This window comes from Deferrisoma sp., assembly GCF_054681715.1.
Genome location: NZ_BAAHFQ010000040.1, coordinates 1 through 24,966, shown reverse-complemented (window position 1 = coordinate 24,966; position 24,966 = coordinate 1). Strand labels below are relative to the sequence as shown.

At 69.7% G+C, this 24,966-nt stretch carries 14 protein-coding genes; 1 reads left to right on the top strand and 13 read right to left on the bottom strand.

Annotated elements, in window-relative coordinates; genetic code table 11:
- Positions 1 to 66: 66 nt before the first annotated feature.
- From ACY0I8_RS08025 to ACY0I8_RS07990, 8 genes are all read right to left on the bottom strand, one after another.
- Entirely contained in the window at positions 67 to 3,795 is a 3,729-nt protein-coding gene (locus ACY0I8_RS08025) for a thrombospondin type 3 repeat-containing protein (RefSeq protein ID WP_461394327.1), read from the bottom strand.
- The gene (locus tag ACY0I8_RS08020) at positions 3,726 to 4,178 is read right to left on the bottom strand and encodes a hypothetical protein (protein ID WP_461394326.1); all 453 of its coding nucleotides are present in this window, start codon (positions 4,176 to 4,178) and stop codon (positions 3,726 to 3,728) included. Before ACY0I8_RS08020 ends, ACY0I8_RS08025 begins: the two co-directional genes overlap by 70 nt.
- Before the next feature lie 77 nt (positions 4,179 to 4,255).
- Positions 4,256 to 5,659 carry an Ig-like domain-containing protein gene (locus ACY0I8_RS08015; protein ID WP_461394325.1) on the bottom strand — a complete coding sequence of 468 codons (1,404 nt, stop codon included), beginning with the start codon at positions 5,657 to 5,659 and terminating at the stop codon, positions 4,256 to 4,258.
- 71 nt (positions 5,660 to 5,730) lie between these two features.
- A complete protein-coding gene (locus ACY0I8_RS08010) occupies positions 5,731 to 7,374 on the bottom strand; it encodes an Ig-like domain-containing protein (protein WP_461394324.1) in 1,644 nt (547 codons plus the stop codon).
- A gap of 10 nt (positions 7,375 to 7,384) precedes the next feature.
- Positions 7,385 to 9,511, bottom strand: coding sequence for a cytochrome-c peroxidase (locus ACY0I8_RS08005; protein ID WP_461394323.1), 2,127 nt, complete (start codon positions 9,509 to 9,511; stop codon positions 7,385 to 7,387).
- A gap of 134 nt (positions 9,512 to 9,645) precedes the next feature.
- On the bottom strand, positions 9,646 to 11,043 hold the full coding sequence (locus ACY0I8_RS08000) for a multicopper oxidase domain-containing protein (protein ID WP_461394322.1): 1,398 nt from the start codon (positions 11,041 to 11,043) through the stop codon (positions 9,646 to 9,648).
- Between the two features lie 62 nt (positions 11,044 to 11,105).
- Positions 11,106 to 12,809, bottom strand: a complete 1,704-nt coding sequence (locus ACY0I8_RS07995; protein WP_461394321.1) for a multicopper oxidase domain-containing protein — start codon at positions 12,807 to 12,809, stop codon at positions 11,106 to 11,108.
- A gap of 70 nt (positions 12,810 to 12,879) precedes the next feature.
- Positions 12,880 to 13,266 carry a response regulator gene (locus tag ACY0I8_RS07990; protein WP_461394320.1) on the bottom strand — a complete coding sequence of 129 codons (387 nt, stop codon included), beginning with the start codon at positions 13,264 to 13,266 and terminating at the stop codon, positions 12,880 to 12,882.
- Between the two features lie 338 nt (positions 13,267 to 13,604).
- On the opposite strand from ACY0I8_RS07990, the gene ACY0I8_RS07985 reads away from it, so the two are divergent.
- A complete protein-coding gene (locus ACY0I8_RS07985) occupies positions 13,605 to 14,255 on the top strand; it encodes a response regulator (RefSeq protein WP_461394319.1) in 651 nt (216 codons plus the stop codon).
- Here the strand turns inward: ACY0I8_RS07985 and ACY0I8_RS07980 are convergent.
- The 5 genes from ACY0I8_RS07980 to ACY0I8_RS07960 all read right to left on the bottom strand — a co-directional run.
- Positions 14,239 to 15,996 carry a PAS domain-containing sensor histidine kinase gene (locus ACY0I8_RS07980; RefSeq protein ID WP_461394318.1) on the bottom strand — a complete coding sequence of 586 codons (1,758 nt, stop codon included), beginning with the start codon at positions 15,994 to 15,996 and terminating at the stop codon, positions 14,239 to 14,241. The two genes, ACY0I8_RS07985 and ACY0I8_RS07980, sit on opposite strands and share 17 nt — an antisense overlap.
- 123 nt (positions 15,997 to 16,119) lie before the next feature.
- Positions 16,120 to 21,594, bottom strand: coding sequence for an Ig-like domain-containing protein (locus ACY0I8_RS07975; protein WP_461394317.1), 5,475 nt, complete (start codon positions 21,592 to 21,594; stop codon positions 16,120 to 16,122).
- Between the two features lie 25 nt (positions 21,595 to 21,619).
- Positions 21,620 to 23,818: a PilX N-terminal domain-containing pilus assembly protein gene (locus ACY0I8_RS07970; RefSeq protein ID WP_461394316.1), complete on the bottom strand. Its 2,199-nt coding sequence runs from the start codon at positions 23,816 to 23,818 to the stop codon at positions 21,620 to 21,622.
- Between the two features lie 2 nt (positions 23,819 to 23,820).
- A complete protein-coding gene (locus ACY0I8_RS07965; RefSeq protein ID WP_461394315.1) occupies positions 23,821 to 24,444 on the bottom strand; it encodes a type IV pilus modification PilV family protein in 624 nt (207 codons plus the stop codon).
- Positions 24,444 to 24,966 (bottom strand): GspH/FimT family pseudopilin (locus ACY0I8_RS07960; protein WP_461394314.1); only part of this gene is annotated, 523 nt, incomplete at its 5' end. The genes ACY0I8_RS07965 and ACY0I8_RS07960, both read right to left, overlap by 1 nt.

The window sequence follows — 24,966 nt, the reverse complement described above, 5'->3', positions numbered from 1 at the left end:
GGCCGCCACGGGGGACGGCCGGCGCGCGGCGTTGGCCTAGCTACGTTCTCCTTGCTTCCCGGCTTCCTACGGGCTCGCCACGAACCCGTGGGTCTCCCCGGTGGCGGTCTCGAACGCGCCCACCACCTGTCCGCCGTCGTTGATGCCGTACGCCTGGCTGAAGTCCGGGTCGGCCGCGCTGAACGCCGGGTCCAGCACCGCGTCGGCGTTGGTCGGGTCGGCGGTGCGGTCGTCCCACACCGCGCCCGCCGTCTCGGCGGCCTCGGTCCAGCCGGCCGAACGCCCGTTCTCGTTGATGGCGTAGGCCGAGCTCCGGCTTCCGGCCGGCCCCAGATCCTGGACCGTGGCCTCGGTGCCGCTCACGGTCCACAGGACCGCGTGGACCTCGCCGGTGGCGCTTTCGGACTCGCCCACCACCTGTCCGGCCGAGTTCACGCCGAAGGCGGTGCTCATGAGGTGGCCCGGCAGGGGCTCCAGGTCCACGGGCGCACCCGGGGTCCCGGTCCCGGCGTCGATCTGCCACAGGACGCCGTGCACCCGGCCGTTCGGCAGGGCCGACTCGCCCACGATCCGGCCGCTTTCGTCCACGAAGAAGGCGGCGCTGAAGTCCCCGCCCAGGTCGGTGAGCTGGGTCGGGCCGCTCTCCGGGGCGCCGGTCGTGGCGTTCACCCGCCACATCACGGCCCGGTCCGTGCCCGCCGCGTCCTCGCTCTCGCCCACCACCACGCCGGAGTTGTTGATGGAGTAGGCGGCGCTCGGCCCGCCGGCCACCAGGGCGCCCAGGTCCGTGGGACCGCTCAGGCCCGTGTCGGGCCAGATCACCGCCGTGAACACGCCCGAGGCGTTCTCGGCCTCGCCCACCACCATGTCGAGGTCGTTGCCGTCGTAGGCCGCCGAGGCGCCGGTGGCCGTGAGCCCGCCCAGCGGGGTCGGGGCGGCCGGGGTGCCGTCGGTGCCCAGGAGCCAGGCCACGGCCTGGAGGACCCCGGAGGCGTCGGTGGACTGGCCGGCCACGAGGCCCACGCCGGTGATGCTTCCGCCCAGGCTGAAGCTGCCGCCGGTGAGGGGCAGGAGCTCGTGCTGCGTGTTGAAGGCCGCGAACCGCTCGGGATCCAGCGGGAAGTCGTCCGCCAGGTCCGAGAGGCCGTCGGCGTCGGTGTCGGTGTCCAGCGGATCGGTGCCCTGGGCCAGCTCGGCCCCGTCCAGAACGCCGTCACCGTCGGAGTCCGGGTTCTGGGGATCCGTGCCCGCCAGGGCCTCCTCCACGTTGGTGGCGCCGTCGTTGTCCGGGTCCGCCCCGGCGTCGGTGCCGTCGGTGGGATTTAGGCCGTTGGCCACCTCGAAGTCGTCCGTGAGCCCGTCGCCGTCCGTGTCGGCGGCGAGCGGGTTCGTGCCCAGGGTGTTGACCTCTTCGCCGTCGGTCAGGGTGTCGCCGTCCGAGTCGGCATTCTGGGGATCGGTGTTGTTGGCCAGTTCCTGGGCGTTGGTGAGCCCGTCGCCGTCGGGATCCAGGGCCGCGTCGTCGGCGTTCGGGTCGAGGCCGTTGGCCACCTCGAAGGGGTCGGGGAGCCCGTCACCGTCGGTGTCGGCCGAGGCCGGGTTCGTGCCGTGCACGAGCACCTCGTCCGCGTCGGAAAGCCCGTCGCCGTCGGTGTCGGTCTGGTTCGGGTCGGCGCCGTTCTGGAACTCCTGGAGGTTCGTGAGCCCGTCGCCGTCCGTGTCCACGGCCGCGTCGGCCGCGTTCAGGGGGTTCAGTCCGTTGGCGTCCTCGAACCCGTCCGTCATCCCGTCACCGTCGGAGTCTGGGTTCGTGGGGTTCGTGAGGGTGATCAGGGCCTCGCCGCCGTCCGTCAGGCCGTCGCCGTCGGTGTCGGCGTTCTGGGGATCGGTGCCCCGGGCAAACTCCTGGGCGTTGGTGAGCCCGTCCGTGTCCGGATCCAGGGCCGAGTCGTCCACCAGGGGATTGAGGCCGTTGGCCACCTCGAAGTTGTCGGGCAGCGTGTCACCGTCCGTGTCGGTGTTGTTGGGGTTGGTGCCGTGGGTGTCCACCTCGGCGCCGTCGGTCAGGGTGTCGCCGTCCGAGTCCGGGTTGTTGGGGTCGGTGGACCGGGTGAACTCCCGCAGGTTCGTGAGCCCGTCGTTGTCCGGGTCCAGGGCCGAGTCATCGGCCAGGGAGTCCAGGCCGTTGGCGAGCTCGAACGCGTCGGGCATGCCGTCGTTGTCGTCGTCCAGGTCCTCGACCAGGCTCGAGTCCGCGATCTGGCCGGGGGTGGCCGTGGCCAGGAACTGGTCGGGCATGCCGTCGCCGTCGGTGTCCACGGCGGCCGCCGGGTCCAGCGGGAAGGCGTCGGAGGCGTCGGCCACGCCGTCGTTGTCGTCGTCGGCGTCGGCGTTGTTACCGATGCCGTCGCCGTCGGTGTCGGTGGTCTCCTCGGGGTTCAGCGGGAACGCGTCGGCCACGTCGAGCACGCCGTCGCCGTCGTCGTCGTCGTCGGCGTTGTTGCCGATGCCGTCGCTGTCGGTGTCGGTGGTCTCGGCCGGGTTCAGGGGGAACGCGTCGAACGCGTCGGCCACGCCGTCGCCGTCGTCATCGTCGTCGTTGGCGTTCACGGTGCCGTCGCCGTCCGTGTCGAGCTGGTCGAGGGGGCTGAAGGGCTCCGGGTCCTCGGCGTTCGCCACGCCGTCGTTGTCGGTGTCCGGGTCCGCGTTGTCGCCGATGCCGTCCCCGTCCCAGTCGGAGGTTTCCGCCGGGTCCAGCGGGAAGGCGTCGGAGGCGTCGGCCACGCCGTCGCCGTCGTCGTCGGTGTCGGCGTTGTCGCCGATACCGTCGCCGTCGGTGTCCCGGTTCTCCGTCGGGTCGAGGGGGAAGGCGTCGGAGGCGTCGGCCACGCCGTCGCCGTCGTCGTCGGTGTCGGCGTTGTTGCCGATGCCGTCGTTGTCGGTGTCCACGCTCTCGGTGGGATCCAGCGGGAAGGCGTCGGAGGCGTCGGCCACGCCGTCGCCGTCGTCGTCGGTGTCGGCGTTGTTGCCGATGCCGTCACCGTCGGTGTCGGCGATCTCGGTGGGATCCAGCGGGAAGGCGTCGGACGCGTCGGCCACGCCGTCGTTGTCGTCGTCCAGGTCGGTGTTGTCGCCCACCCCGTCGCCGTCCGTGTCGGTGGTTTCGGCCGGGTCGGTGGGGAAGGCGTCGTCCGGGTCGGCCACGCCGTCGGCGTCCCGGTCCGGGTCCACCGTGCCGTCGTCATCCACCACGAAGGTGCCGGCGGCCACCACCGGGGGCAGGGCGCCGGTGGCCACCGCCGCGGCCACGGCCTCGTTCTCGAGGTTCTCCTGGGCGTAGTAGTGGAGCGCCAGGTCGGCCTGCACCTGCTCGTTCAGCAGGGTGGCCGTCCGGGCGTCGTCGTCCGGGTCGTCCGCGATCTCGTCCATGATCCGGATCGACGAGCTGACGAGCTGGTCCACCGTCAGGGGCACGCCCTCGACGGCCTTCTCCTCGTTGGCCGCCTTCAACGCGTCCAGTCGGGCCTTGGAGAAAAGCTGGTTCGCCGCGGCCGCGGTCTTCTGGAGCAGGGCCGCGTTCTGGCCGAAGGCCTCGGGGCCGGCGTCGTAGTTCCCCAGGGCCCGGAAGAACGCGTTCACGGCCTGGGTGGCCCGCTCGAGCCTGAGGTCGTCGTCGGTGATCGAGGCCTCGTCCTTGCCCTCGAAGGCGGCCACCGGGTCGCGGGTCAGGTCCGCCTCGGTGAGCCCGGTGATGCCGGCGTCCTCCAGGGCGGCCAGAAGCGCCCCCGGCTCCATGCCGTTGGCCAGGGCCGTGGTGAGGGCGAGACCACGAGCCGGCCGGCCGTGGTGTCCACGTTGCGCTTGAGCACGCCGGGGTAGGGCAGGTTGTTGTGGGTGCCCCGGGCGTCGGCCTTGCTGCGCAGGGTGGAGCCGAGGGTCACGGGGTTCTCGAAGGTGAACAGGCCGTTTTCATCCGTCGGGGTGGACTCCTGGAGCACGTTCCCGCTGGCGTCCACCTCCTGGATCACGGCCCCCACGACGTAGTGGTCCACGGCCACGCCTTCCTTGGTGGCCGGGGCTTCTCCTCCGCCCCCGCCGCCGCCTCCTCCGCCGCAGCCCGCGACCGCCAGGGCCAGGGCCGCGGCGAGCGCCGTCCATCCTCTTCGCAGGTGTCTCATGGCTCTCCTCTCCTTGTTCCTCCGGGGTTCCGGGATAGGGGATGGGTTGGGTTCGGTACGCACGGGTCGTCTCCTTCTCAGCGCAGGTCCACGGCCACGCCGGCCACGGTGGCGCCGATCGTGGAGGTCAGGGTCACGGTGCGGGTGCCGTCGGGGAGCACCAGGGCGTCGCGCTGGAGGATCCAGGAGCCGTCGGCCCCCACCTCGGCCACGCCGATCACGGGCCCGGTGGCCGGGCCGGCCCGCACGGTGATCTGGTTGCCGGGGCCCGGGATCGAGGAGGTGCCCCGGATCTCCCAGCGGGTGAGCTTGGGCCGGTACACCGACCGGGCCACCTCGATCTGCTCCACGGTCACGGTGACGGTGGCCGGCGCGGAGACCAGCCCGGCGAAGTCCGCCACGGTGTAGGTGAAGGTGTCGACGCCGGCGAACCCGGCGTTGGGCGTGTAGGTCACCGTGCCGTCCAGGTTGGCCTGGGCCGTGCCGTTCACGGGCTGGGTGGCCACGGCCACCGAGGCCGGGTTCAGGGGCACGTCGTTGGCCGCGTCGAAGGCCGGGTCCTCCGGGTCGCCGCCCAGGTCGTTGGCGGCCACGTCGATCGTGACCGGGGTGCCGGCGGCCGTGCCGGCCGCGTCGTCCACGGCCACGGGGGCCACGTTGGGCCCGCACACCGTGCAGATCTTCCCCTGGACGGTGAAGAGGTTCGTCTCCACCGTGCCGTCGGGGCCGGTGATCCGGAACAGGTTCGCCATCTGCCCGGGGTTCGCCGGGTCGGGGAAGGTGCTTCCGGTCACCGTCTGCTCGATGAAGGGGTTCCCGATGTAGCCCGCGGGCGGGGGCGGGTCCACGGCCACCAGGAAGTTGGGACCGATGGTTCCCGAGAGGGCCCCCACCCAGTCCCCCGGGATGAAGGGCGGCACGTCCTCGGTCACGGTGGCGTTCCCGAGCTCGTCGGTGGTGATCTCGGTCACCGTGACCCCGTCGGCCACGAGCGAGGTGCCGTAGGGGTGCACGAAGGTGTAGGTGGCGTTGGGACGCCCCCCGAGGATCCGGATCCGGATCCGGGAGAACACCACCTGGTCGCCGTCCTGGATCACCTCGTTGGCGAAGGCGGTCTCCAGGTTGAGCCGCAGCGACGCCGTGCCGGGGGTATCCGTTCCGTTTGGTAGTTCTACTAAGGCGTCGGCCACGTAGTAGAACCCCTCGGCCCCGAGTTGCAGGAGCTCGGACTGGGGATCCCCCGCCTCGATGGGGTCGCTGATGCAGTTGGGGTCGCCCCCCGGGCAGAGTTCGAGCTTGAGCCCCTGGAAGTCCTCGTACCAGATCGGGATGCCCTGGGGCACCATCAGGGTGACCAGGGCGTTGTTCCCGCCCGGGCCCTGGGGCGGGTTGCCCGACACGAAGGCCAGCTCGGCCCCGGCCGGGCCGGCGCCGGCCGCCAGAACGGCCGCCACCGCAAGGGTACCTACCGCGCGTCTCATGCCTCTCCTCCTTTCGGGTTCTTTCCGGGCCACCCCCGGAACCGTTGGGGAATCCTTCCTGTGGGTCCTGGTCATCGGGGATCCACCGGCGCCGTGACCCGGGCGCCGATCGCCGACTCCACGGCCACCGAGCCGGACGTGTCGGGCAGGGCCGGCACCGGCGCCGTGAGCCGCCAGGTGCCGTCGGGCCGGACCTCGGCGGTGCCGAGCACCGGCGCCGCGATCCCTGTGCCGTTTTTCACGGTGATCGTGTGGGGCGGCGGGATCGAGGTGGAACCCTGCACGTCCCACCGGAGCAGCTTCGGCCGGAACACCGCCCGGTCCACCCGGAGGTCCTCCACGGTCACGGTCACCGTGGCCGGGGCCGAGAGGAGCCCGCCGGTGTCCTGGACCACGTACTGGAACGTGTCGTCCCCCACGAACCCCGCGGGCGGGGTGTAACGCACCTGGGCCCGGCCGGCCCCCACGTCCACCAGGATCTCGGCCAGACCGCCCTGGGTCGTGGCGATCGACCGGGCGAGCGCCCCGGTCCCCGGGGTCACCAGGGCCACGGCGTCGGGGGCGATGGTGTGCACGTTGGTGTTGGTCGGATTCAGGGGGTTCAGGGGGTCGGCCGGGTCCCGGGCCAGGGGGTCCGTGTCGTTCGCGAGCACGTCCACCGTGACCGGCTGGTCCACGGCCGTGCCGGCCGCGTCGTCCGCGGCCACCGGCGCCAGGTTCGGCGCCTCGTTGAACACCTTGCCCATGACCACGAACCGGTCGAGCCGGATCGTGTTGGAGCCGTTCGCATGGTCGAGGAACAGGAAGTCGGCCGGCGTGTTCGCGTTGGGCACGAACTCGATCTGGAAGAAGTTGGCCGGCACCCCGGGAGCGCCCACCGGGTCGGGCACGATGGGGCTCCCCTCGATGGGCTGCTCCACGGGCGCCGTGAGCCCCGTGGCCGGGTCGAGGAAGAACGGCACGGCCAGGTACACGTCGCCGCCCAGGTTCACCCGGGGATTCCCCTGCCAGGTGAGGAACGGCCCGATGCTCCGGTGGGGCCCGAGGTCGTCCACCCGGGGCACGGGGTCGCCCGGGAGCTCGGGCGCGCCGGGTCCGTCGGCCAGGGCCGCCAGGAAGTTCCCCACGTCCAGGATGCCGACGTCCTGGGACTCGTTGATGGCTCGTTCGACGCCGGGGACCACCTCGGTCACGTCGTAGGTGACCCGGCCGAAGGGGTGGGTCACGATGTAGGTCCCCGGCACGGGCGCCGTGATCCGGATCCGGATCCGGGCGAACACCACCTGCTGGCCGTCCTGGACGAACTCGTTGGCGAAGGCCGCCTCCAGGGCCAGCACCAGGAGGGCCGTGCCGCTCCGCGGAAGCCCGGTGGCCGGGTCCGGGGTGCCGGCGAACGAGGTGGCCGCCTCCGCGGCCCAGTAGAAGGCCTCGACCCCGAAGTTGAACGGGAACGAGATGGGGTTGCCCGGAAACGGCTCCTCGGTGAGGCAGGGCAGCACCGTGGTGCCGGCCGGGAGCACCGAGGCGTCGGGGAGCACCAGGTCCTGGTCCAGAACCTTGTCCTGGTCGAGGCACAGGGCGAGCTTCAGCCCGTTCGTGTCCGCGTACCACAGGGGAAAGCCGTTTCCGATGCTCACGGGGCCCACGGCCTGGAGGGCCGCCGTGGCCGGCGCGGCGAGCATCAGGGTCAGGGCGACGAGCGCGAACCGTCTCACGGGATGCCTCCTACCGGAAGTGGAAATCGGGGGTGCCGTCCCACAGGAACGGCCGCACCGGGTCGAGCCCCTCGGCGGCCCGGCCGCCGGCGCCCACGGCCGGGATCTCCACGAGCCGTGGCGCCAGGGTCTCGCCCCGGTGGCGCCGGGGATCGCCCTCGGGCCGGGGCAGGTGGCCGTCGGGCACCAGGAGCTGGGGGTGGTCGAAGGGCGCCATCTCCCAGCGCACCCGCTCGTCGGTGAGGGCGAGCATGAAGTCCACCAGGGCGTCCTGCTTGGCCTCGTCGCCCACCAGGGCGTTGAGCCGCCGGATCACCGGGTCGAGGTCGGCGAAGTTCTGCTCGAAGAAGTCGCCGCCCCGCACGTAGAACTCCACCACCTGCTTGAGGGTGGCCATGCCCCCGTTGTGGAAGTAGGGGCCCGTGAGCTCCACGTTCCGCAGGCCCGGCACCTTGAACGCGCCGTCCACGGCCACCCGGGGGATCGTGGTGGGGGGGCAGATTACGGGCGTGGGCTGGGCGAAGGGGTCGGGGATGCAGCCGGGCGACGGGATGAACCGGGTGTCGAAGTTCACCACGCCGATCGTCTCGTCTCCGGTGACCAGGCCGGCCTGGATCACGGCCTGGCGGGAGAACGACAGCGGGCTTCCGAACGGGGTCACCCCGCCCCGGCCGATGTCCTCGGCCGTGGGCCTAACCCCGATGTTGTAGAACCCGATGTCGTAGTTGGCGAGCTGGCCGTCGGCCATGGGCATCACCTCAATGAGGCCCGCCTCGTCGGGCGCCAGGAGCTGGGTGATCGAGGCCGCCGTGAGCTCGGGGCCGATGTGGCAGTCGCCACACCCGATGCCTCCACCGAAGAAGATGTTCATGCCCTCCTGCTGACGGGGGGTCATGGCCGCGGGGTCGCCCTTCAGGAACCGGTCGAAGGGGGTGTCGTCGGAGACCAGGGTGGACTCGTACATCTGGATCGCCAGGCCCCAGAACAGGGAGAAGTTGGCCTCCATCTGGGTGAACTGGTCCGGGTCGGCCGGGTCGGCCGGGCCGTCGGCCACGGCCCAGGACCCGTCGGGGTTGCGCACCAGGTGCTGGGAGGTGTTGGCCCAGAACCGGGGGTGGAACGCGGCCTCGATGAGCTCCCGGTAGGTCACGGCCAGGCCCTTGGCGTCCCGGTCGCCGGTGAGCCGGGAGTTGGCCAGGGGCCCGAGCACGCTGTCGTCCGGGTGGACCTTCTGCTTGGCCAGCGGGGTGAGGGAGAGGATCTTCCGGCCCAGCTCGGGGAAGCTCCGGCCGGCCCAGCTCATCTCCACGTCGCTCAGGGGCGGCCCCACGGCCTGGGAGGCCAGGGACGAGTTGGAAAGGAGCATGAGCTCCGGCGCCAGCCCGGCGCCGTCGTCCACCCACACCCGGGCGTCGGGGTTCTGGGGGCCGAAGGGGTCCACCCCGTTGAAGAAGTGGTTGGCCCGGCCGTCCAGGAAGTTGGCGAAGTTGAACACGGCGTTGATCACCGAGGGGGTGTTCCGGCCCGTGACCTGGCGGACGTTGCGGCGCAGGTGGGTGAACCGGGTGTCCTTGCGGCGGTCGCCGGCGTCCCGGTCGCTCCCAGGGTTCACGGCCCGGAAGCCCCGCATGGGCACGCCCTGGGCCCCCACCACGTCGTCCGAGTCGAACAACACCGTGGAGACCCCGGGGAACGCCGGGTCGGTGGGCCGGGTCTCCTCGTCGGAGAGCTTGCGGAACGGGAAATCAACGAGCCGCACCGGGCCGTTGGGCCGGGTCACGTCGAAGACCCCGTCGGCCCCGGGGCTCACGGTGTTCCGGGTGCGGCTGTCGGTGCCGGCGTGGAAGTGGCAGGTGGCGCAGGCCACAAGGCCGTCGCTCCCGGTCTGCATGTCCCAGAAGAAGGCCTTGCCGAGCTGGATCGCCGTGGCCTCGGCCCCGGGCGGGATGATCTCGGCCAGATCGTGGGTGCCCCCTTCGGATTTCCCGGGGATCGCCTCCTTGGTGGGCCGGGGGATCTCCACCTGGTCCAGGGACACGGGCAGGGCCGCCCCCGCGACGCCCGGAAGGGCGAGGCTTGCGGCCGCGAGCGCCGTGGCCAGGCGGCGGAGGCGCGTAAGGTGGGTTCGTCGGTCCATGGGGATCTCCCGGCCGGCGGCGGCCGCCGGCCTTTGGGTGGGTTCGGTCCTTGCGTCCTCCAGTCTGCACCGGCCCGGAGGGACGGCCATGGGGGGATCCCCCCGTTTCGGGGTGGGGGATCCCCCGGGCCGGATCACTCGATGATGATCTTCGTGTCCAAGAACCCCGTGCGGGGCGGGTTGGGGTCGGAGGTGCGCACGTGCCAGTCGTAGAAATCGATGTGCACGTCGTACTCGCCGGTGGCGACGTTTCGGGTGTCGATCAGCAGGTCCCACCGCCGGGCCGTGGTGAGCTCGAAGGGGGTGTTGGCCGGCACGGTGAAGGGCTCGGAGTACTGCATGAAGGGTCCGAACCCCAGGGTGCGGCCGTCCACCCCGATCACCTCCACCGGCAGCCCGAAGGTGTAGCGTTGGGTGTTGTACCCGGCGTGGAGGAGCCGGATCAGGACCACCTCGCCCCGCCGCACCCGCACGGCGGCCCCGTCCTCGCCGAAGGGGTTTCCGGGGATGCCGGGCTGGGTCCACTCGTTGGCGATGCCCGAGATCAGGAAGATATCTGGGTCGAAGGCGTGCATGCCGATGTTCGTGGCCCCGGTCGGGTTCCCCAGGCCGTCGGTGTTGTAGAAGGGGCACACGATGCCGGCCGAATGGCCGAAGTTGGCGAGCATCACGGTGCGCCACTCCACGTCGATCTCGTCCACGGCCCACAGGACCTCCCGGTCGTAGTCCAGAAGGCCGTCCCGGTACCGGATGGTGCCGGGACCGCCGTCGGCGAAGGGGGCGCCCGAGACGTCGGGGTCCACGATCAAGAACCCGTACATGCCCATCTCGAAGTGGAGCGCCGTGTTCTTGTGGCAGTGGTAGAGGTAGGTGCCGGCCTCGGCCGCCCGCCACTGGTAGCGGTAGACCGGATTTCCCACCTCGAAGGTGATGTGGCCCACGCCGTCGTTCATGGCCGTGGGCTCGATGGCGTGCATGTGGATCGTGTGGGTGTTGAGCCGGGTGGAGAGCTCGGTGTGGACGAGCTCCCCCTCCCGGGCCCGCAGGGTGGCCGAGGGCCAGGTGAGGGGCGCGGCCGGGAGCACGGTGCCGTCGGAGAGCGTGGTGCCCTGGTCCTCGAACGGCCAGACCTCCACCGTGCTGATGCCCTTCGCGGCCTGCACGCTGGGGGGCACCGGGAGCGCGAACGAGATCGGGCCCTGGCGGGAGAGCACCCGGTCGGGGGCCACCCGCTCGGGGGTGGGGAGCACGAGGGGCTCGAGGGTCACGGGGTCGAGCTGGAACGCCGGGTTCAGCGCCGGGTTCACGAGCTCGGGCACGATGAGGTTCAGGCTGCGGTCCATGGTCTCGCCGCCCGGGATGAGCACCGTGCGGGCCGCGAGGTCGTCGCTCGCCGGAATCGCGCAGGCGTGCTGCTCGAACATGACCAGCGCGTTGGGGTCCACGGCCTGGCCGTTCAGGCCGAACAGCCGGTCGGCGTTGAGGGCCTCGGGGAAGCCCAGGTCTCTTCGGATCACGTCGGTGATCGCCATGGCGGGGTACCTCCTCCTCTAGAGCGGTTCGGAACCGGTTTCGTACGGGCCGCCGGGGCCGGTCAGCGCGGGTCGAGCCGCACGGCCGGGGCCTCCCGGGCGTAGAGCTCGATCTCGCCCTCGAAGTGCGGCGTGGCCGCCCGCCAGGGGATGCCCGACGGCGGCGTGGCCGGCAGGGGCGCCCGTAGGCTCACCATGCGGGTCACGGCCGCGGCCGGGGCCCGGCCGCGGAACCACCAGGTGCCGTCGTTCTGGACCACGGCCTCCCCGATCTTGGGCCCGGTGAAGTCGGGCCCGGCGAAGATCTCGATCACCTGGTCGCGGCCGCCCGAGTAGGCGCCCTCGAGCAGAATCCGGTTGAACCGCATCCGGATCTCGGCCCGGTCCACCTGGATCACGCCGTTCAGGCCCGGCACGGTCTCGAGTTCCTGGCGCCGGTTCGCGCCCCGCACGTCCACGGCCCAGCGCATGTCGATGTCGCCCGTGATCTCCCAGTGGGTCACCAGGCCCTGGGGGTAGTTGCCCCCGGCGATGGTCTGGGAGGGCTCGTTGTGGCAGTGCATGGGGTAGACGTGGGGGTAGGGCTCCTCCAGGGCGGGCCAGGCCTTGCCCGCCTTGGCCCGGAGGTCGTCGCTGTGGAGCCGGGCCTGGCGGTCGGCCAGGGTGAGCGCCGCGTTGGCGAGGTCGATGTCCGCGTCCTTGGGCACGTCGGGGGGCAGGATGAACGGCAGGAGCCAGTCCATCCGGTCGCCCGGTTGCATGCTGTGGGTGTCGATCCAGTGGAGGTTGTTGTAGACCTGGAAGTTCTGGGGGAGGTTCCCGTCCTCCCAGAACGGAACGCCCGTGACGTCCGTGCGGCCGAAGGTGTTGTTCTTGGCCAGGAGGTACACGTGGTTTCCGTGGATGTGGGGCGAGTGGCGCACCATGCCGGCGTTGGCGATGCGCACGAGGGCGGGTTGCCCCACGTTCCCGTGGATCAAGATGTCGGGGCCGTGGGACGAGAAGTACCCGGACCGGCCGTTGATGGTGAAGTACGAGGCCCGGTAGGCGGCCTGGAAGTCGGTGCCGGGCAGGTCGTGGTTCGCCCGCACCATCTCGTGCACCCCGGGATCGGCCGTGCCGAACACCCAGATCCATTGGCGCCGGGGGTCCCAGGGGTGGCCCGGGAAGTGGTCGGAGCCCTTGCCCGGCCTCCAGTTCTTGGTGCCCAGGTGGTCGAAGAGGGCCTGCACGTTCGCGGGCGGGTTGGTGTAGGGGGTGTTCCCCCGCCGGGGCATCACCACGAGCACTCCGTGGAGCCCCATGGCCCGGTTCACCGGGTGGTTCAGGGGGTCGAGGTACAGGTAGGTGCCCGCGGCCGGGGCCTGGAACGAGAGGCTGACGGTCTGGCCCAGGGGGATCGGGTCGGTCTCGACGATGCCGGGGATTGCGAAGGCGTGCTGGGCCCCGTGGTTCGAGGGGAACGCGTTGGTGATCTCGAGGCGCACCGGGTCGCCCTCCACGGCGAAAATGACGGGCCCCGGGATCCGCAGCGTGCCGTCGGGGTCGCGAAAGGCCCAGTGGTAGATCCGGACGCCGTCCACCATCTCCATCATGGCCTCTTCCATGGCGAGCCTGAGGGTGCCCACCGCCTCCACCCCGCCGGTCTGGGCCTCGGCCATGCGGCGGAAGTACCAGGGGATGCCGCCCATGGCCCCCACGGCGTAGGCGGCCAGGCTGCAGGCCCCGTAGTGCAGGAACTGCCTTCGGTTCAGGGAATGGCTCACGGTGTGTCCCTCCTGGCTCGTTGCGGCGCGTCTCCACGGCCGGAAGAGCCCGCCAGGGGTTTCGGGGATGTCAAATTCGGGGTTCCGCCCGGGCCCGCCCGAAGATCTCCCGCAGGGGTTCCGGGCCCATGGCGTCCTTTCCCACGCACCGGTCGGCCCCGCACCCGAGGGCCCGCTCCCGGTACTCCTCCGCGTCGTAGGCCGTGCACACGAGCACGCAGGCCTCCGGGTTCCGGGCCCGGACCTCGGTCACGAGGTCGAGCCCGGTGCCGTCGGGAAGCCGCACGTCGAGGATCGCCACGTCGGGGGCCCACCCGGCCAGCACCGCCCGGCCGGCCGCGAGGGTCTCGGCCTCCCGGATCTCCAGATCGGGGCAGATCATGGCGAGTTCGGCCCGGAGCACCTCGCGGTAGAGATCGGAGTCCTCGACCACGAGGACCCGAAGGGGGCGGGGCATGGGGGCTCCTTTCCGGACGGGGCGACTCGGCTTCACCGCCATAAGACCCGAAACGGGGCGGATGGGCCATGGGGGCTTCCCCCCGTTGGGGGAGGGGGGAGCCCCCCAAACCGCGGGCCCTTGCGGCCCGGGGTCGGGCGCGGATAGCATGGCGGTGGCGAGGTTGCGGCCCGGAAGCCGCTCCCCAAGGGGGGGCAGGCGATGGCGCCGGAACGCAAGAGGACTTGAGCCGCCAGGTCGCCCAGCCGAAGATGCAAGGAGGCTGGAACCCCGGCCGGCCTACGCTTCCCGGCCTCCCAGCGTCCTAGCTTCCAGCGGCCAACTCACCGGAGGTTTCCATGCCCGTCAGGGTGCTGATCGCCGAGGACCACGCGATCGTGAGGGAGGGGCTCAAGGCCGTGTTCTCGGCCGAGGAGGAGTTCGAGGTGGTGGCCGAGGCCCAGGACGGCCGGGAGGCCGTGCGCCGGTGCGAAACCGTCCAGCCCGACCTCGTGCTCATGGATCTCACCATGCCCCGGCTGAGCGGGATCGAGGCGATCCGGGAGGTGCGGCGGGTGTGCCCCCGGGCCAAGGTGCTCGTGCTCACGGTGCACCGGGCCGAGGAGTACGTGTTCGAGGCCCTCCGGGCGGGGGCAGACGGGTACGCCCTCAAGGAGGCCCCGGCCGACGAGGTGGTCCGGGCCGCCCGGGCGGTGCTGGGGGGCGGCCGCTACCTCTCCCCCGAGGTCTCGGCCGTTGTGGTGGACGGGTATCTGGCGGGGGGCGGAGGCCAGCCCCGGTCGCGGTTCGACGAACTGACGGACCGGGAGCGGGAGGTGTTCCAGCTCGTGGCCGAGGGCCACACCACCCCGCAGATCGCCGACATCCTGTGCCTGAGCCCCAAAACCGTGGAGAAGCACCGCGCGAGCCTGATGAAAAAGCTCGGGCTCGCCAACGTGCAGGCCCTCACGGCCTACGCCCTGGAGCGGGGGCTCATCCGCCGGCCCTGACCCCGGGCCAGCGCACCTCGACCCGGGTGCCCCGGCCCGGTTCCGCGTCGAGCACCAGCTCCCCCCCCGACAGCCGGGCCCGCTCGGCCATGCTCCGAAGGCCGAACCCGCCGTTCACCCCCTTGTCCCCGGGCCGGAACCCCCTCCCATCGTCGGCCACGACCAGGGTGAGGGGGCCGCATTCGAGGGCGATCTCCACGGTGCGGGCCCCGGCGTGGCGAAGGGCGTTGGTGAGGGCCTCCTGGGCGATCCGGAACGCGGCCGTGGCCACGGCCGGCGGAACGGGCGTCTCGCAGGGCTCGATGCGGGTGACGATCTCCACGCCGGGGTTCGTGTCGCGCACCGTGCGGGCGAGCCACTGGAGGGCGGCGCCGAGCCCCAGGTCGTCGAGCACGGCGGGCCTCAGGTCCATGGCCATGCGCCGCACCTCCTCCACGGCCTCCTGGACCTTGGGCGAGATGGCCTGGAGGGTCGCGAGCGACGCCTCGCCCGTGCCCCGCTGGAACTGGCGCACCGCGTTTTCCACCGCGAACTTGATGGCCGTGAGGGCCTGGCCCACCCCGTCGTGGAGTTCCCGGGCGATCCGGGCCCGTTCGGCCTCCTGGGCCTCCAGGAGCCGGGCCGGGAGCCGCCGGAGTTCCTCCTCGGCCCGGCGGCGTTCCGTGATGTCCACGGCGTGGCCCAGGACCGCGGGTTCCCCCCGGTACGTGGTGAGCCCGTTGGCCAGGCTGATCCACCGGGCCTCCCCCCCGGCCGCGACGATGCGGATCTCCACCCGGTCGGGCACCTCCCTTCCTTCGATCCTGCGGCGGAACAGGTTGCGGGCCTCCTCGAGGTCGTCGGGGTGCACGAACGAGAACGCGTCCGAACCCGGTAGCCCGTCCCGGGGCCGGCCGAGCATCCGGGCCAGGGCCTCGTTGGCGTAGGCCAACCGTCCGCCGGCGTCCAGGATGAACACCCCGGCCTGGGCCTTCTCCACCAGCGTCGCGTACTTCGCCTCCGACTCCCGCAGGGCCCGGGTGGCCTCTTTGAGGGCCGAGATGTCGGTGCTCACCGTGACCAGCCCGGCCAGGTGCCCGTCGTCGGCGTGGACCGGCGAGCAGATGAGGAGCGCCGGGAACGGGGTGCCGTCGCGGCGGCGGGCCTCCACCTCGCCCGACCAGCTCTCCCCGGCCCGGAGCCGAGGCAGGAGCCCCTCCTCGTGACACTCGGCCGGGCCCACGAGCCCGAGCTCCTCCAGGGTGCGGCCCACGGCCTCGGCCTCGGACCACCCGTAGAGCACCTCGGCGTACCGGTTCCAGTAGGTGATGCGGCCGTCGGGCTTGGTGGCCACCACGGCCTGTTCCACGGCGTCGAGCAGCCGGGCCCGGAACGCGGCCCGGGCCTGGGCCCGCCGCAGGGCCTCCACCTGCTCCTCCAGCGCCCGGTTCAGGGCCTCCAGTTCGGCGGTGCGCTCCTCGACCCGGCGTTCGAGCTCCGTGTTGGCCCGGCGGAGGTCCCGCTCGGCCTCGTGCCGGGCCAAGACCTCGCGCCGGAGGGGCCGGAACAGGGAGAGATAGAGGAACGGGGTGAGCAGGAGGGCCAGGAGCCCGGCGTCGAGGAACACCTCGGCCACCGGCGAGATGCCCCGGGTGTGCTCGAGCCACTCCACCAGGGTCATGACCAGGGCCTCGGCCGCGAACGCGCCGAGGAGGGTCACGAGGAACAGGCGGGCCGGCGGCCAAGTCTTGTGCGGCGGCATGGGGAATCCTGGTGCAGGGGCGAAGCGGGTTGTCCCCGGAAGGGTACCGGGATGGGGGCCGGTGTCCAGCGGCGGAAACGAAATCCCCCCGGGCCCCAAGGGGCCCGGGGGGCGGAACCCGCTCTACGGGCAGTCGATGGAGAAGTCGTCGAACTTGGCGGTGGCCAGTTTGTTGTTGTGGTGGGCCGTGACGGCAAGGCCGACGTAGACGTCGCCGGACATCGGCACCGTCAGGGAAGCGGGGGAGCCCCCGTTCATGTACTGGGAGAAGGTTGTACCGTCGGTGGAGTAGTACGCGGTGAAGGTGTTCCCGACTTTCCGAAGCCGCAGCCAGTACGGGAAGGCAACGGAAAGGGTGTCACCAGTACCGGTCGCCGAACCGCCGGCGGTGAGGCGCCCCTGGAGTCGCTGGTTCTTGTTTGTGGGTGTCGCGAACAGGTCTACGAACGCCGCGTCGGGATCGAGGCTGTCACGCACCATAATGCCGGCCTTGGCCCATGGATTCGTGTTCTCCACCGACAAGACCTTCACGGTGACCACGAAGTCGTCGGACGCGGTGAGTCCCGTGCGGTACACGAAGTGGAACTGATCCGACGTGCCCCAGATGTCCGCGCCGCCTCCCTCCACAGAAAGCGTGCCGCCGCTCTCGGCCACCGAACCCGGCTTGCCCGGGCTTCCGATGTCCTGGCTGGTCCAGGCCGTGTCGAGGGAGCCGTTGTCAAAGTCGTCGGAGGCGGCGACAGAGCAGGTGGCGGGAAGCACCGTGATGTCCACGGAGTCGGTGCATCCCGGCACGCCGCCGTCCGAGGCGGTCACGGTGAGCGTGCCGTCGGAAAGTCCCGTGACCGTCGTCGTGAGCCCTGTGCCAGGGGAAACCGATCCCACCGTGGCGGGGGAGGCCGTCCAGGAGACGGTGCCGGTGTTGAACCGGGCCTCCACCGTGGTGGTCTCGCGCACGTGGATCGTGGAGTCGCCGGTGACGTTGACCTCGAGGGTGCAGGGAATGGCATTGATCTGGACCGTGGCCGTGTCGGCGCATCCCGCGTCGTCGGTCGCGGTGAAGGTGACCGTGCCGGCTGCGGCCGATGTGAAACTGACGGAATCCCCTGTGTCGGAGTCCGGGTCCACCAGCGTGTCGTCGTCCGGGGTCCAGGTCACGGTGCCGTAACCGCCTGTGGCGGTGAGCACGATGTCGTCCCCCACGGTCACCGAGGCCGGGGCCGACGAGATGTAAAGACCGCAGTTCACGCTGAGGAGCGTGTCGTCGGTCCAGCCGGGACACGTCCCGCTGGTTTCGGTGGCGGTGATCACGGCGGTGCCCTTGCCTACTCCGTGGGCTATCCCCACGGCCGGGTCAATCGTGGCCACCGAGGTGTCGCTGGAGCTCCACTCGAACGTCACCCCGGCCGGGGTGTTGAGCACCGCGAAGGACTGCATATCGCCCGTGGCAATGGAGGGGTTCTGGGGGGAGATGGTCATGCGGTCGCAGGGGTCGGTGACCTCGATCGTGGCCCAGGCAAAGCAGTTGTTGGCATCCACGGCTTTGATGCGGGTCACCCCGATCGCCTTGGCCGTGACGAGCCCGGAGGCGTTCACCGAGGCGATGGCGCTGTTTTCGCTCGTCCACTGCACCGTGCCGTCGGCGTTCAGCGCGGTGAGCCCCAGGGTGTCGCCGAGATCGATCGCTACGACCGACGGGGAGATCTCCAGCGTGCAGCAGGCGATGCACAGTTCCTCGTTCTCGCCGCTCTGGTTCAGGGTGTAGTTGTACCAGATCTCGGGGGTGCCGTTGCCCGAGTATCCCCGTTCGGCCGTGATGGCTCCGAAGATCGAGGGGCTCCCCGAGAACTCCGCCGCCCCGTCCAGGTAGATGCCGCCGTTGATGTTGATGGACGAGAGGGTCACGGCGTGCCGGTCCCCGCCCGGGTCGGGCCGGATCGGCAGGTCATCCTCCGTGATCGGGAAGGCGGGATCCAATACGTACCCGTACTCCGTGTCCAGTTCGGGCGGGGTCTTGACGTTCAGGTTGAACCCGCCCCCCCCGCCGGCGAAGTCCACGGAACCGGCGATGTAGATGACGCCCTCGGTGTAGAAGTTGTTCCCGAGCCGGAAGCTCGGCAGGTCGGTCAGAGCCGCGCTGTCGATCTCCGCTCCCGTTTTGGACGGCGGGGCCGTGGTGGTGCCGAAGGTGTCGATGAAAATGTACTCGCCGTCGTGGTACGCGTTGGGCAGGCCCGGCCCGGGCAGGTCGAGCAGGGTCTGAAGATCGGAGACCGTGACGTTGGTGGCGGGATTGCGCAGTTGCCCCCCGGGCAGGGTGTACCAGTACACGCCCCTCTGCTGGGCCAGGGCCTTCATGGTGTCGTAGTCGAGTTCCCGAAGCATCTCGCTGATCTTTTCGTAGGAGATGTTCCGGAAATAGTTCCCGTAGATGTCCCCCAGAAAATCCCCCTCGTTCCCCGCGAGGAACGGCCGGTCGAGGTCGTCGGGGTTGCTGTTGGGCACGGGGGCGCCGCTGCGCTGGATGAAGTTGCCGCCGGATCCGTCCACCGTTTTCCCGGCGTAGAGGTCGAAGAACCGGTCGGAGTTCTTGGAGCCGGTGTACTTGTTCCCGTTCAGAGCGGCGGTGGCGCTCTTCTCGATGAACTTGGGCGTGGAAGCCAGTTCCACGTCCCCCCGGATCACCACGTCGCCCCAGTGGACCTTGAAGTTCCCGTCCCAGCTTCCGCCGCCGCCCGAGGTGATGGCGTTGGGGAAGCAGATGGGCAGGGCCGGCGCGAACCTCGCGGCCGCGCTGCAGGTGTCGTTGCTGTCCACCGGATCCGTGTACTTGGCACGTACAAGAACCGGAGACCCGGGAGGATACGTCAACACGTCGTCGCCATCCACCGGTGGATCGTGTGCCCCCTTGAATGGTAGGTACCCGTATGTGCCTGTGGTCTGGATCGGCAAAGGGATCTGCTTGAACAATTTGTCCGTGTTGTCCCATTCCAGATCCATTGTCTCTGTGTCGTAACGAACGCCGTTCACCTCCGTCCAGATTTCCACGGCCCCGATAATCGGCCCCGTAGCCGCTTGGCAGTCGTCAACCTCCACCGCTAGTTCGAGCGCATTGGCAGAGCACTGGTCGATAGGTGCTGTTGATGCATCCCTGCGGCACACGTTGCGTCCATTGTCAGTGCCAATTTTTTCCCCAAATGTTTTGCTGCAGTCTTCGCTTGAGGTGTAGATAGTATACAGATTTAGTTTCTCGCATCTTGTTTCGACGGTGACTGTCGCTTGGCACGACCAGCGCGCTTTCGACTTGTTTGGGTAGTAAGCGGTTACAGTATAGGTGTCTCCGCTTATTTGGTTTTCAATATAGAGGTCTGTCGTAAAAGACGTTTCTCCTGCCGCAAACTTGTGGGTAAAGTTGGTGGTCGTAGAAACCGTAGGGTCCCAATACGCTGTTCCGAGGCCGCTCCACGTTACTTCTACCTCAACCGTTTCGTTGCCCTGAAAATTGCATCCGGAAATTTCGACCGGGATCTTTTGTGTGCACGGCGTGGGGTCCTCCTGAAACTCTACGGAACAATCGGCGCAGAAGTCTAAATTGAGTGTCTGATCGATGTCTACCGGAGGGGTTAACGGTGCGAACGACCCGGCCTCGTTCTTCTCAAGCGCAACCCTAATAGACGGGTGTTTCGTTAGCGATCCCGGCGGTATTGTGCACAAGGGTGGCTGGTAGGTGATGTCAAAGCGGTCTCCCGCCGCTTGCGCCTGGGTCATGAATAGCTCGGTGGGGCCAGAAACCACGTCCGCCGAGACCGACTCCAGTGTGCCGTGGTCCGCAGGGTCAACGACCGCCCCGTCGGGTTCCACCCATGCCCGCAGTCGGTAACGCGGGTCGTAGCCTGGTGGGGCGAGGTCGGGAATGGGGTTGTCCACGCAATCGGTCACCCCGACCCAGTCGGTAGCAGCATCCGAGGGGCAATCGGTGAAAGGGGTGGAGCTAAAGTTTGTCGTTAGCCACGAAATCTTGCTTGGCGGCCACGGGATCAACGTGACCGGCGAACCGAACGGGAGCCCGGTCACGCTTGAAAGCCACGCCGGCGGTGTGAGGATCTGCACGTCGATGTTCGTAGGGGCGGTCGTGTCCGGCGTTACGGTGAATGTTTCCCCCGACTGCTCGAAAGCGCCTGAACCGCTCACCGAGCCTTCCACAGTACCGAAGGGAGTTCCTGAACTCGCATCCAGAGCGGTGAACACGACGCCCGGTTGGGGGTCCACCTCGTTGCCGCACGCGTCGTATGCCCGCGCGACAAAGGTAAATGTCTGCGGGTTTTGACATGTATAGATTTCGTCGGCGGACGGGGGGGTTACTGTTACGCTTTTCGAAAGCCCGGGCACGAACCCGATCGGCACCGAGTTGATCAGGGTGAAGCTGGCCGGGCCGGTGGGGCGGCAGTCCACCACGGCCTGGGCCGACACCGCGATCGTCTTGGCCGTGCCCGTGTAGTACACGGTGACCGAGGCGTCGCCGTTGGAGTCGGTGGTGGCGGTGGCCGAAAGGGCCGAACCCCCGCTCACGAACGAGGCGCCCGAGGCGGCCGGCAGGCTGAAGATCACCTCGGCCCCGGCCACCGGGTCGCCGTACTGGTCGGTTACGTTCACCTTGACGTCGGAGCTCGCCGGGCACGCGGGGTTCGTGGGGTCGGCGTTGATGGTGAGCCGGCCGCAGGTGTTGGCGTAGAGGTTCCGGGGGGTGACCCGGGTGGTGAAGGTGCGGCGGCGGTAGCCGTCGGTCACGGTGACGTCCGTCCCGGAGGGGTCGCCGGAGGCGTCGTAGCTCCCCACGGTGCCGGCCGGGTACACGAAGGCGGCCGAGTACCGGGGATCCTCGTTTCGGGTTTTCAGGGTGAGCTCGATCTCGATCGAGCGCACCCGGGCCCGCTCGGTCTCGTCCAGCACATAGGGGGGCGTGGGGTTACTGGGGATCGGGTTTCCGTTGTGGTCGTAGTACCGGAACACCAGGTTCTCGACCCGGGCCGCCACGGCCTCGAACTTCGGGGTGCCCGTGTCGTCGGGGGTGATGCGGTAGAGGGTGTAGGGCGGGCCCGAGAGGGCGAGCGGGATCTCCAGGTCGAAAGCCTCGGTGGCCTCCACCTCGCCGTCGCCGTCCGCGTCGAAGTAGGCGCGCACCGTGCGGCTCGCCTTCGCCACCGCGGGGTCGTCGCCCACCCGCTCGGTGGCCGCGCCCGAGGGCTTGGAGAGGGCATAGGTCACGATCTCGGGGGCCGTGACCACGCCCTTGTCCGACCCGCGGTACGGGTCGTCGTACTGGAGGGTCAGGTAGTGGTCCGAGGCCGCCAGGATCACCTGGCCCCGCATGGACACGGTGGTCCCCACGGTGGGCGCGAAGGCGCCGGTCTGCTGGATGGCCTTGACCATGAGGTCCTCGGCCATGCGGGCCTCCTGCTGGAGCCGGAGCACCTCGTCCTGGGTGGAGTAGGTGCGCTGCTGGGCCACGAAGAACTGGTAGAGCCCGGCCATCAGGATGAGGGCCACGGCCATCGTGACCAGAAGCTCGACCAGGGTGAAACCCCTTCGGTACCGCATGATCCCACCTCCCAAAAGCGGGGCGTTACTCCTCGCGCCAGGCCGCCCGCTCGATGCTGTAGATGCTGGGCACGTAGGGGGGCCAGTAGTTGGGGTCCCGGAAGTTCACGTCCCACCCGAACACCCGCCGGGGCGGTTTGTAGTAGGAACCCAGGCCGTGGGCTGCCGTCGCCTGGTTGCTGAACCACAGATTGATCAGGCACCCCGTGATCCGGCAGTCCACAGAGTCCCCCCATCGTTCGTTGAACCGCACGAAGTTGTGAATCCCGGCCTCCTCGCCGCCCCCTCCCAGCCGGAAGTTGTACCGCCCTGTGAAAATGGCCGTGTTGTAGGCGGTGTCGGTGGCCTGGTAGTCGGTGTAGGTCCAAGATGTCGTGTTGAGTTGCTGGTAGACGTCCGGGTCGTGGCCCCACGCATTGGAAATCAGGATGACGGCGTCGCTCACCACGGCGGAGCCGAAGGCGCCGGGCTCAAAGCTGCCGGAGGTCGCCCCCGGCGCGTTGTAGTCGCCCTCGAGATAGACGGGGTTGTCCGTCACGATGGTCGTGGGCACGACGAATGTCGGATCGCGCTGCCGCTCGACGGCCAGGGTGTTCCCCCTGCGTCGCCCCGCCCGGGAACCGATGAGCTTGACGGCCTGGAGGGCGTTTGCGCCGGTTCCCGAGGCATACCCGCCGCCCGAGAGGGACCGGGACACGTAGATCAGGAGTTTTCGGCCGCTCAGGTCCACGCTGCGGTCGTAGGTGCCGTCCAGGGCGTCGATGTAGTCCCGGTACCAGTACTGCAACCGCTGCACGTCGATGACCGTGAGGTCCACCAGGCGGTTTTCCCGGCCGTCCTTGCGTTCCAGGACGCACGGGTACCGCGGGTTGATGTTGGTGCGGCCGGTGGCCGGGTCGTCGTACACCCCCGCGTTTCCGGCCATGTCGTGGTGGACCGGGGCCTCGGGGCTGTAAACGATGGTCCTCGGGAGCATGGGCACGGTTGTCGCGGGTTCCCCCAGAATGCCGTCGGCGTTGGTGTCGTCCGCCCGTTCCTTGGCGCCGGCTGGCCAGGTGGTGAGGTCCACCACGTCGCCCGTGGGCAGGGCGTAGTTCTCGACCAGGCTCGTGACGTCCTGTTGGGCGCCGCCGTAGGGGGTCAGATACACCTTCAGTTGGCCGCCCTCGACCACGATCTTGATGGCGTCGACCCCCGGCTTCTTGGGCTCGTTGGCCGCCTCCTCGTAGAACCCGTCGCGAACGAGCGACTGGTACGAGGCGCTTGGCATCCGGTCCACCCCGATCCGGACGTGGTGGGTGCCGTCGCTGTCCACGAACCGAGCCTCTTCCGTGGCGGCGTTGGCCGGGGTGATGTCCTTGTCGATGTTCTCGTAGTCGCCCGGGGCGTCGGCCACGGTGTGGAGATTTCGGACCCGCACGAGGACGTCGGCCGATGCGCGGCTTAACGTGCCGCTCGCGGGTGGCGTGGCCGTGACCTGGGCGAGGTACTCGCCCACGTAGATGTTGCCGTGGACCGTGAGCACGTTGGGCGCGTCCGGGGTCGCCGCGCCCGGGGTCGCCGCGCCCTCGCTGAAGTTCCGGAAGGTCAGGGGGTTTCCTGGGGCGAAAAAGAGATTTCCGTTCGTGTGGACCTGGCCCCACGAAATCATCTCGGGCCCAGGGTGCCAGGAGAGGTCGTCCTCGAAGAAGATGTAATACTGGACGAGGGGGGTCTCGAGCACCCGCACGGTCTCGGCCATGGTCTCGCTGCCGAGATCGCCGGTGGCCCGGGCCTCCACCTGGTACTCGTAGGCGAAATGGATGATCTGCTGGTTGTTCTCGACCGTGGTGAACAAAAACGGCTCCGGCTCGGCCCCGGGGTTCGAGGGGTCGAGGGAGTTGAGGACCCGGAACTCGGTGGTGAAGCCGTTGAAGGGGTTGTCGTAGGGGTCCCCCTCCGCGGTGGAGGGCTCGGTCCAGTCCGCCGTGGCCCCCGGGGCGAAGGGGCGCAGCTCGTCCCGAAACGCCGCCATGACCCGTCCCACCCCCACCTCGAGGCCGGCCTCGGCCGCGTAGAAGGCCTCCTTGCTCGTCCGCTGGTTCCGGGCGAGTTGGGTGTCGAGGGTGGCGTTCAGGAGGCTCCCGGCCCCGAGGAGGGACAAAAGCGCCAGGATCACCATGGCCGCCACGAGCACGGTGCCCCGGTCCGACCTCAGTTCGCGTGCGGTTTGCCGGCCTTCCATGGTCACTGCCTCCGGTGGACCAGGCTTTCCAGGTGGACCTTCCGGGTCGTACCGAACCGGTCGGTCCAGGAGCACTCCACCGCGATCCGGGCGAAGTTGGTCTGGCCCGAGATCGTGATCGGCTCCACGGTCCAGACGCGGTCGAGGGTGAACCCCGTGCCCTCCACCGCGACCGTGTCGGTGGCGCCGTACACGCCGTCGCCGGCCGCGCCGTCGCCGTGGGCCCCGTCGTCGTACATGACCTCGTACACCGCGCCGTTCGAGGTCACGAGCTTCGTCCCGCCGTTCGAGCCCGAGAGGAGCCCGGCCACGGTCTTGAGGGTCCCGCCGTCGTCCACCGAGGTGAACGCGGGGTTCGTGCTGATCAGGTAGTCGAAGTCGAACACGCTGAACCGGTCGCCCCGCTCCGAGGTGGCGTAAGAGCGGAGTTGCTCCATCTTCTCCTGGGCCGCCACCGTGGCCTCCGACAGGAGGTGGCTGTAGGAGTTCGCCCGCACGTAGGTGATGCTCATCTTGGCCACGGCCAGGAGTCCAATGGCCAGGACCACCAGGGCCACCAGGGTCTCGACCAGGGTGAACCCCTCGTCCGCGCGTCCCACCGTCCGAACGTCCGAACGGGCCCCCATCACATCTCCTCCCACGACGAAGAGGCCGTGTCGTAGCGGTACAGGATCACCTGGCCGGCCCGGGTCACCTCCACGGCCCGGAGGCGGTCGTTCCGGACGCTCTTGTCGGCCGAGGGCATGAGATAGAAGGCCCCGGGCTGGGTCAGGAGACCGTTGGGCAGGAAGGTCGCCCGGCCGTTCGGGAAGGTGACGGCCGAGGTGAGGGTGGTTCCGTCCACCCCGGTTACGCTATTGTAATCGAGCTTCACGTTGGGGAACTCGGTGGCGAGCGCGATCGTTTTGACCACGGTGTTCGTGGTGGACCAGTCGTTGTCGTCGTCCTCGTACACCGTGATCGTCTGGGCGGTGCCGGCGTCGAACACCACGTGGTGGGTGTGGTTTTTGGCGATGGCCCGCATCCGGGCCAGGTTCATCTCGGTGGCGAGCGCCTTGGCGGCCCGGTTCACCCGGTAGGTGGGGATGGTCTTCAGGATGCCCGGGGTCACGACGAGCCCCAGGATGCCGATGACGGCGATGGTGATC

Coding starts and splice junctions, on each gene's coding strand:
- ACY0I8_RS08025 (WP_461394327.1), bottom strand. CDS start 3,795: ATGGAGCCGGGGGCGCTTCTGGCCGCCCTGGAGGACGCCGGCATCACC.
- ACY0I8_RS08020 (WP_461394326.1), bottom strand. CDS start 4,178: ATGAGACACCTGCGAAGAGGATGGACGGCGCTCGCCGCGGCCCTGGCC.
- ACY0I8_RS08015 (WP_461394325.1), bottom strand. CDS start 5,659: ATGAGACGCGCGGTAGGTACCCTTGCGGTGGCGGCCGTTCTGGCGGCC.
- ACY0I8_RS08005 (WP_461394323.1), bottom strand. CDS start 9,511: ATGGACCGACGAACCCACCTTACGCGCCTCCGCCGCCTGGCCACGGCG.
- ACY0I8_RS08000 (WP_461394322.1), bottom strand. CDS start 11,043: ATGGCGATCACCGACGTGATCCGAAGAGACCTGGGCTTCCCCGAGGCC.
- ACY0I8_RS07990 (WP_461394320.1), bottom strand. CDS start 13,266: ATGCCCCGCCCCCTTCGGGTCCTCGTGGTCGAGGACTCCGATCTCTAC.
- ACY0I8_RS07985 (WP_461394319.1), top strand. CDS start 13,605: ATGCCCGTCAGGGTGCTGATCGCCGAGGACCACGCGATCGTGAGGGAG.
- ACY0I8_RS07980 (WP_461394318.1), bottom strand. CDS start 15,996: ATGCCGCCGCACAAGACTTGGCCGCCGGCCCGCCTGTTCCTCGTGACC.
- ACY0I8_RS07975 (WP_461394317.1), bottom strand. CDS start 21,594: ATGCGGTACCGAAGGGGTTTCACCCTGGTCGAGCTTCTGGTCACGATG.
- ACY0I8_RS07970 (WP_461394316.1), bottom strand. CDS start 23,818: ATGGAAGGCCGGCAAACCGCACGCGAACTGAGGTCGGACCGGGGCACC.
- ACY0I8_RS07965 (WP_461394315.1), bottom strand. CDS start 24,444: ATGGGGGCCCGTTCGGACGTTCGGACGGTGGGACGCGCGGACGAGGGG.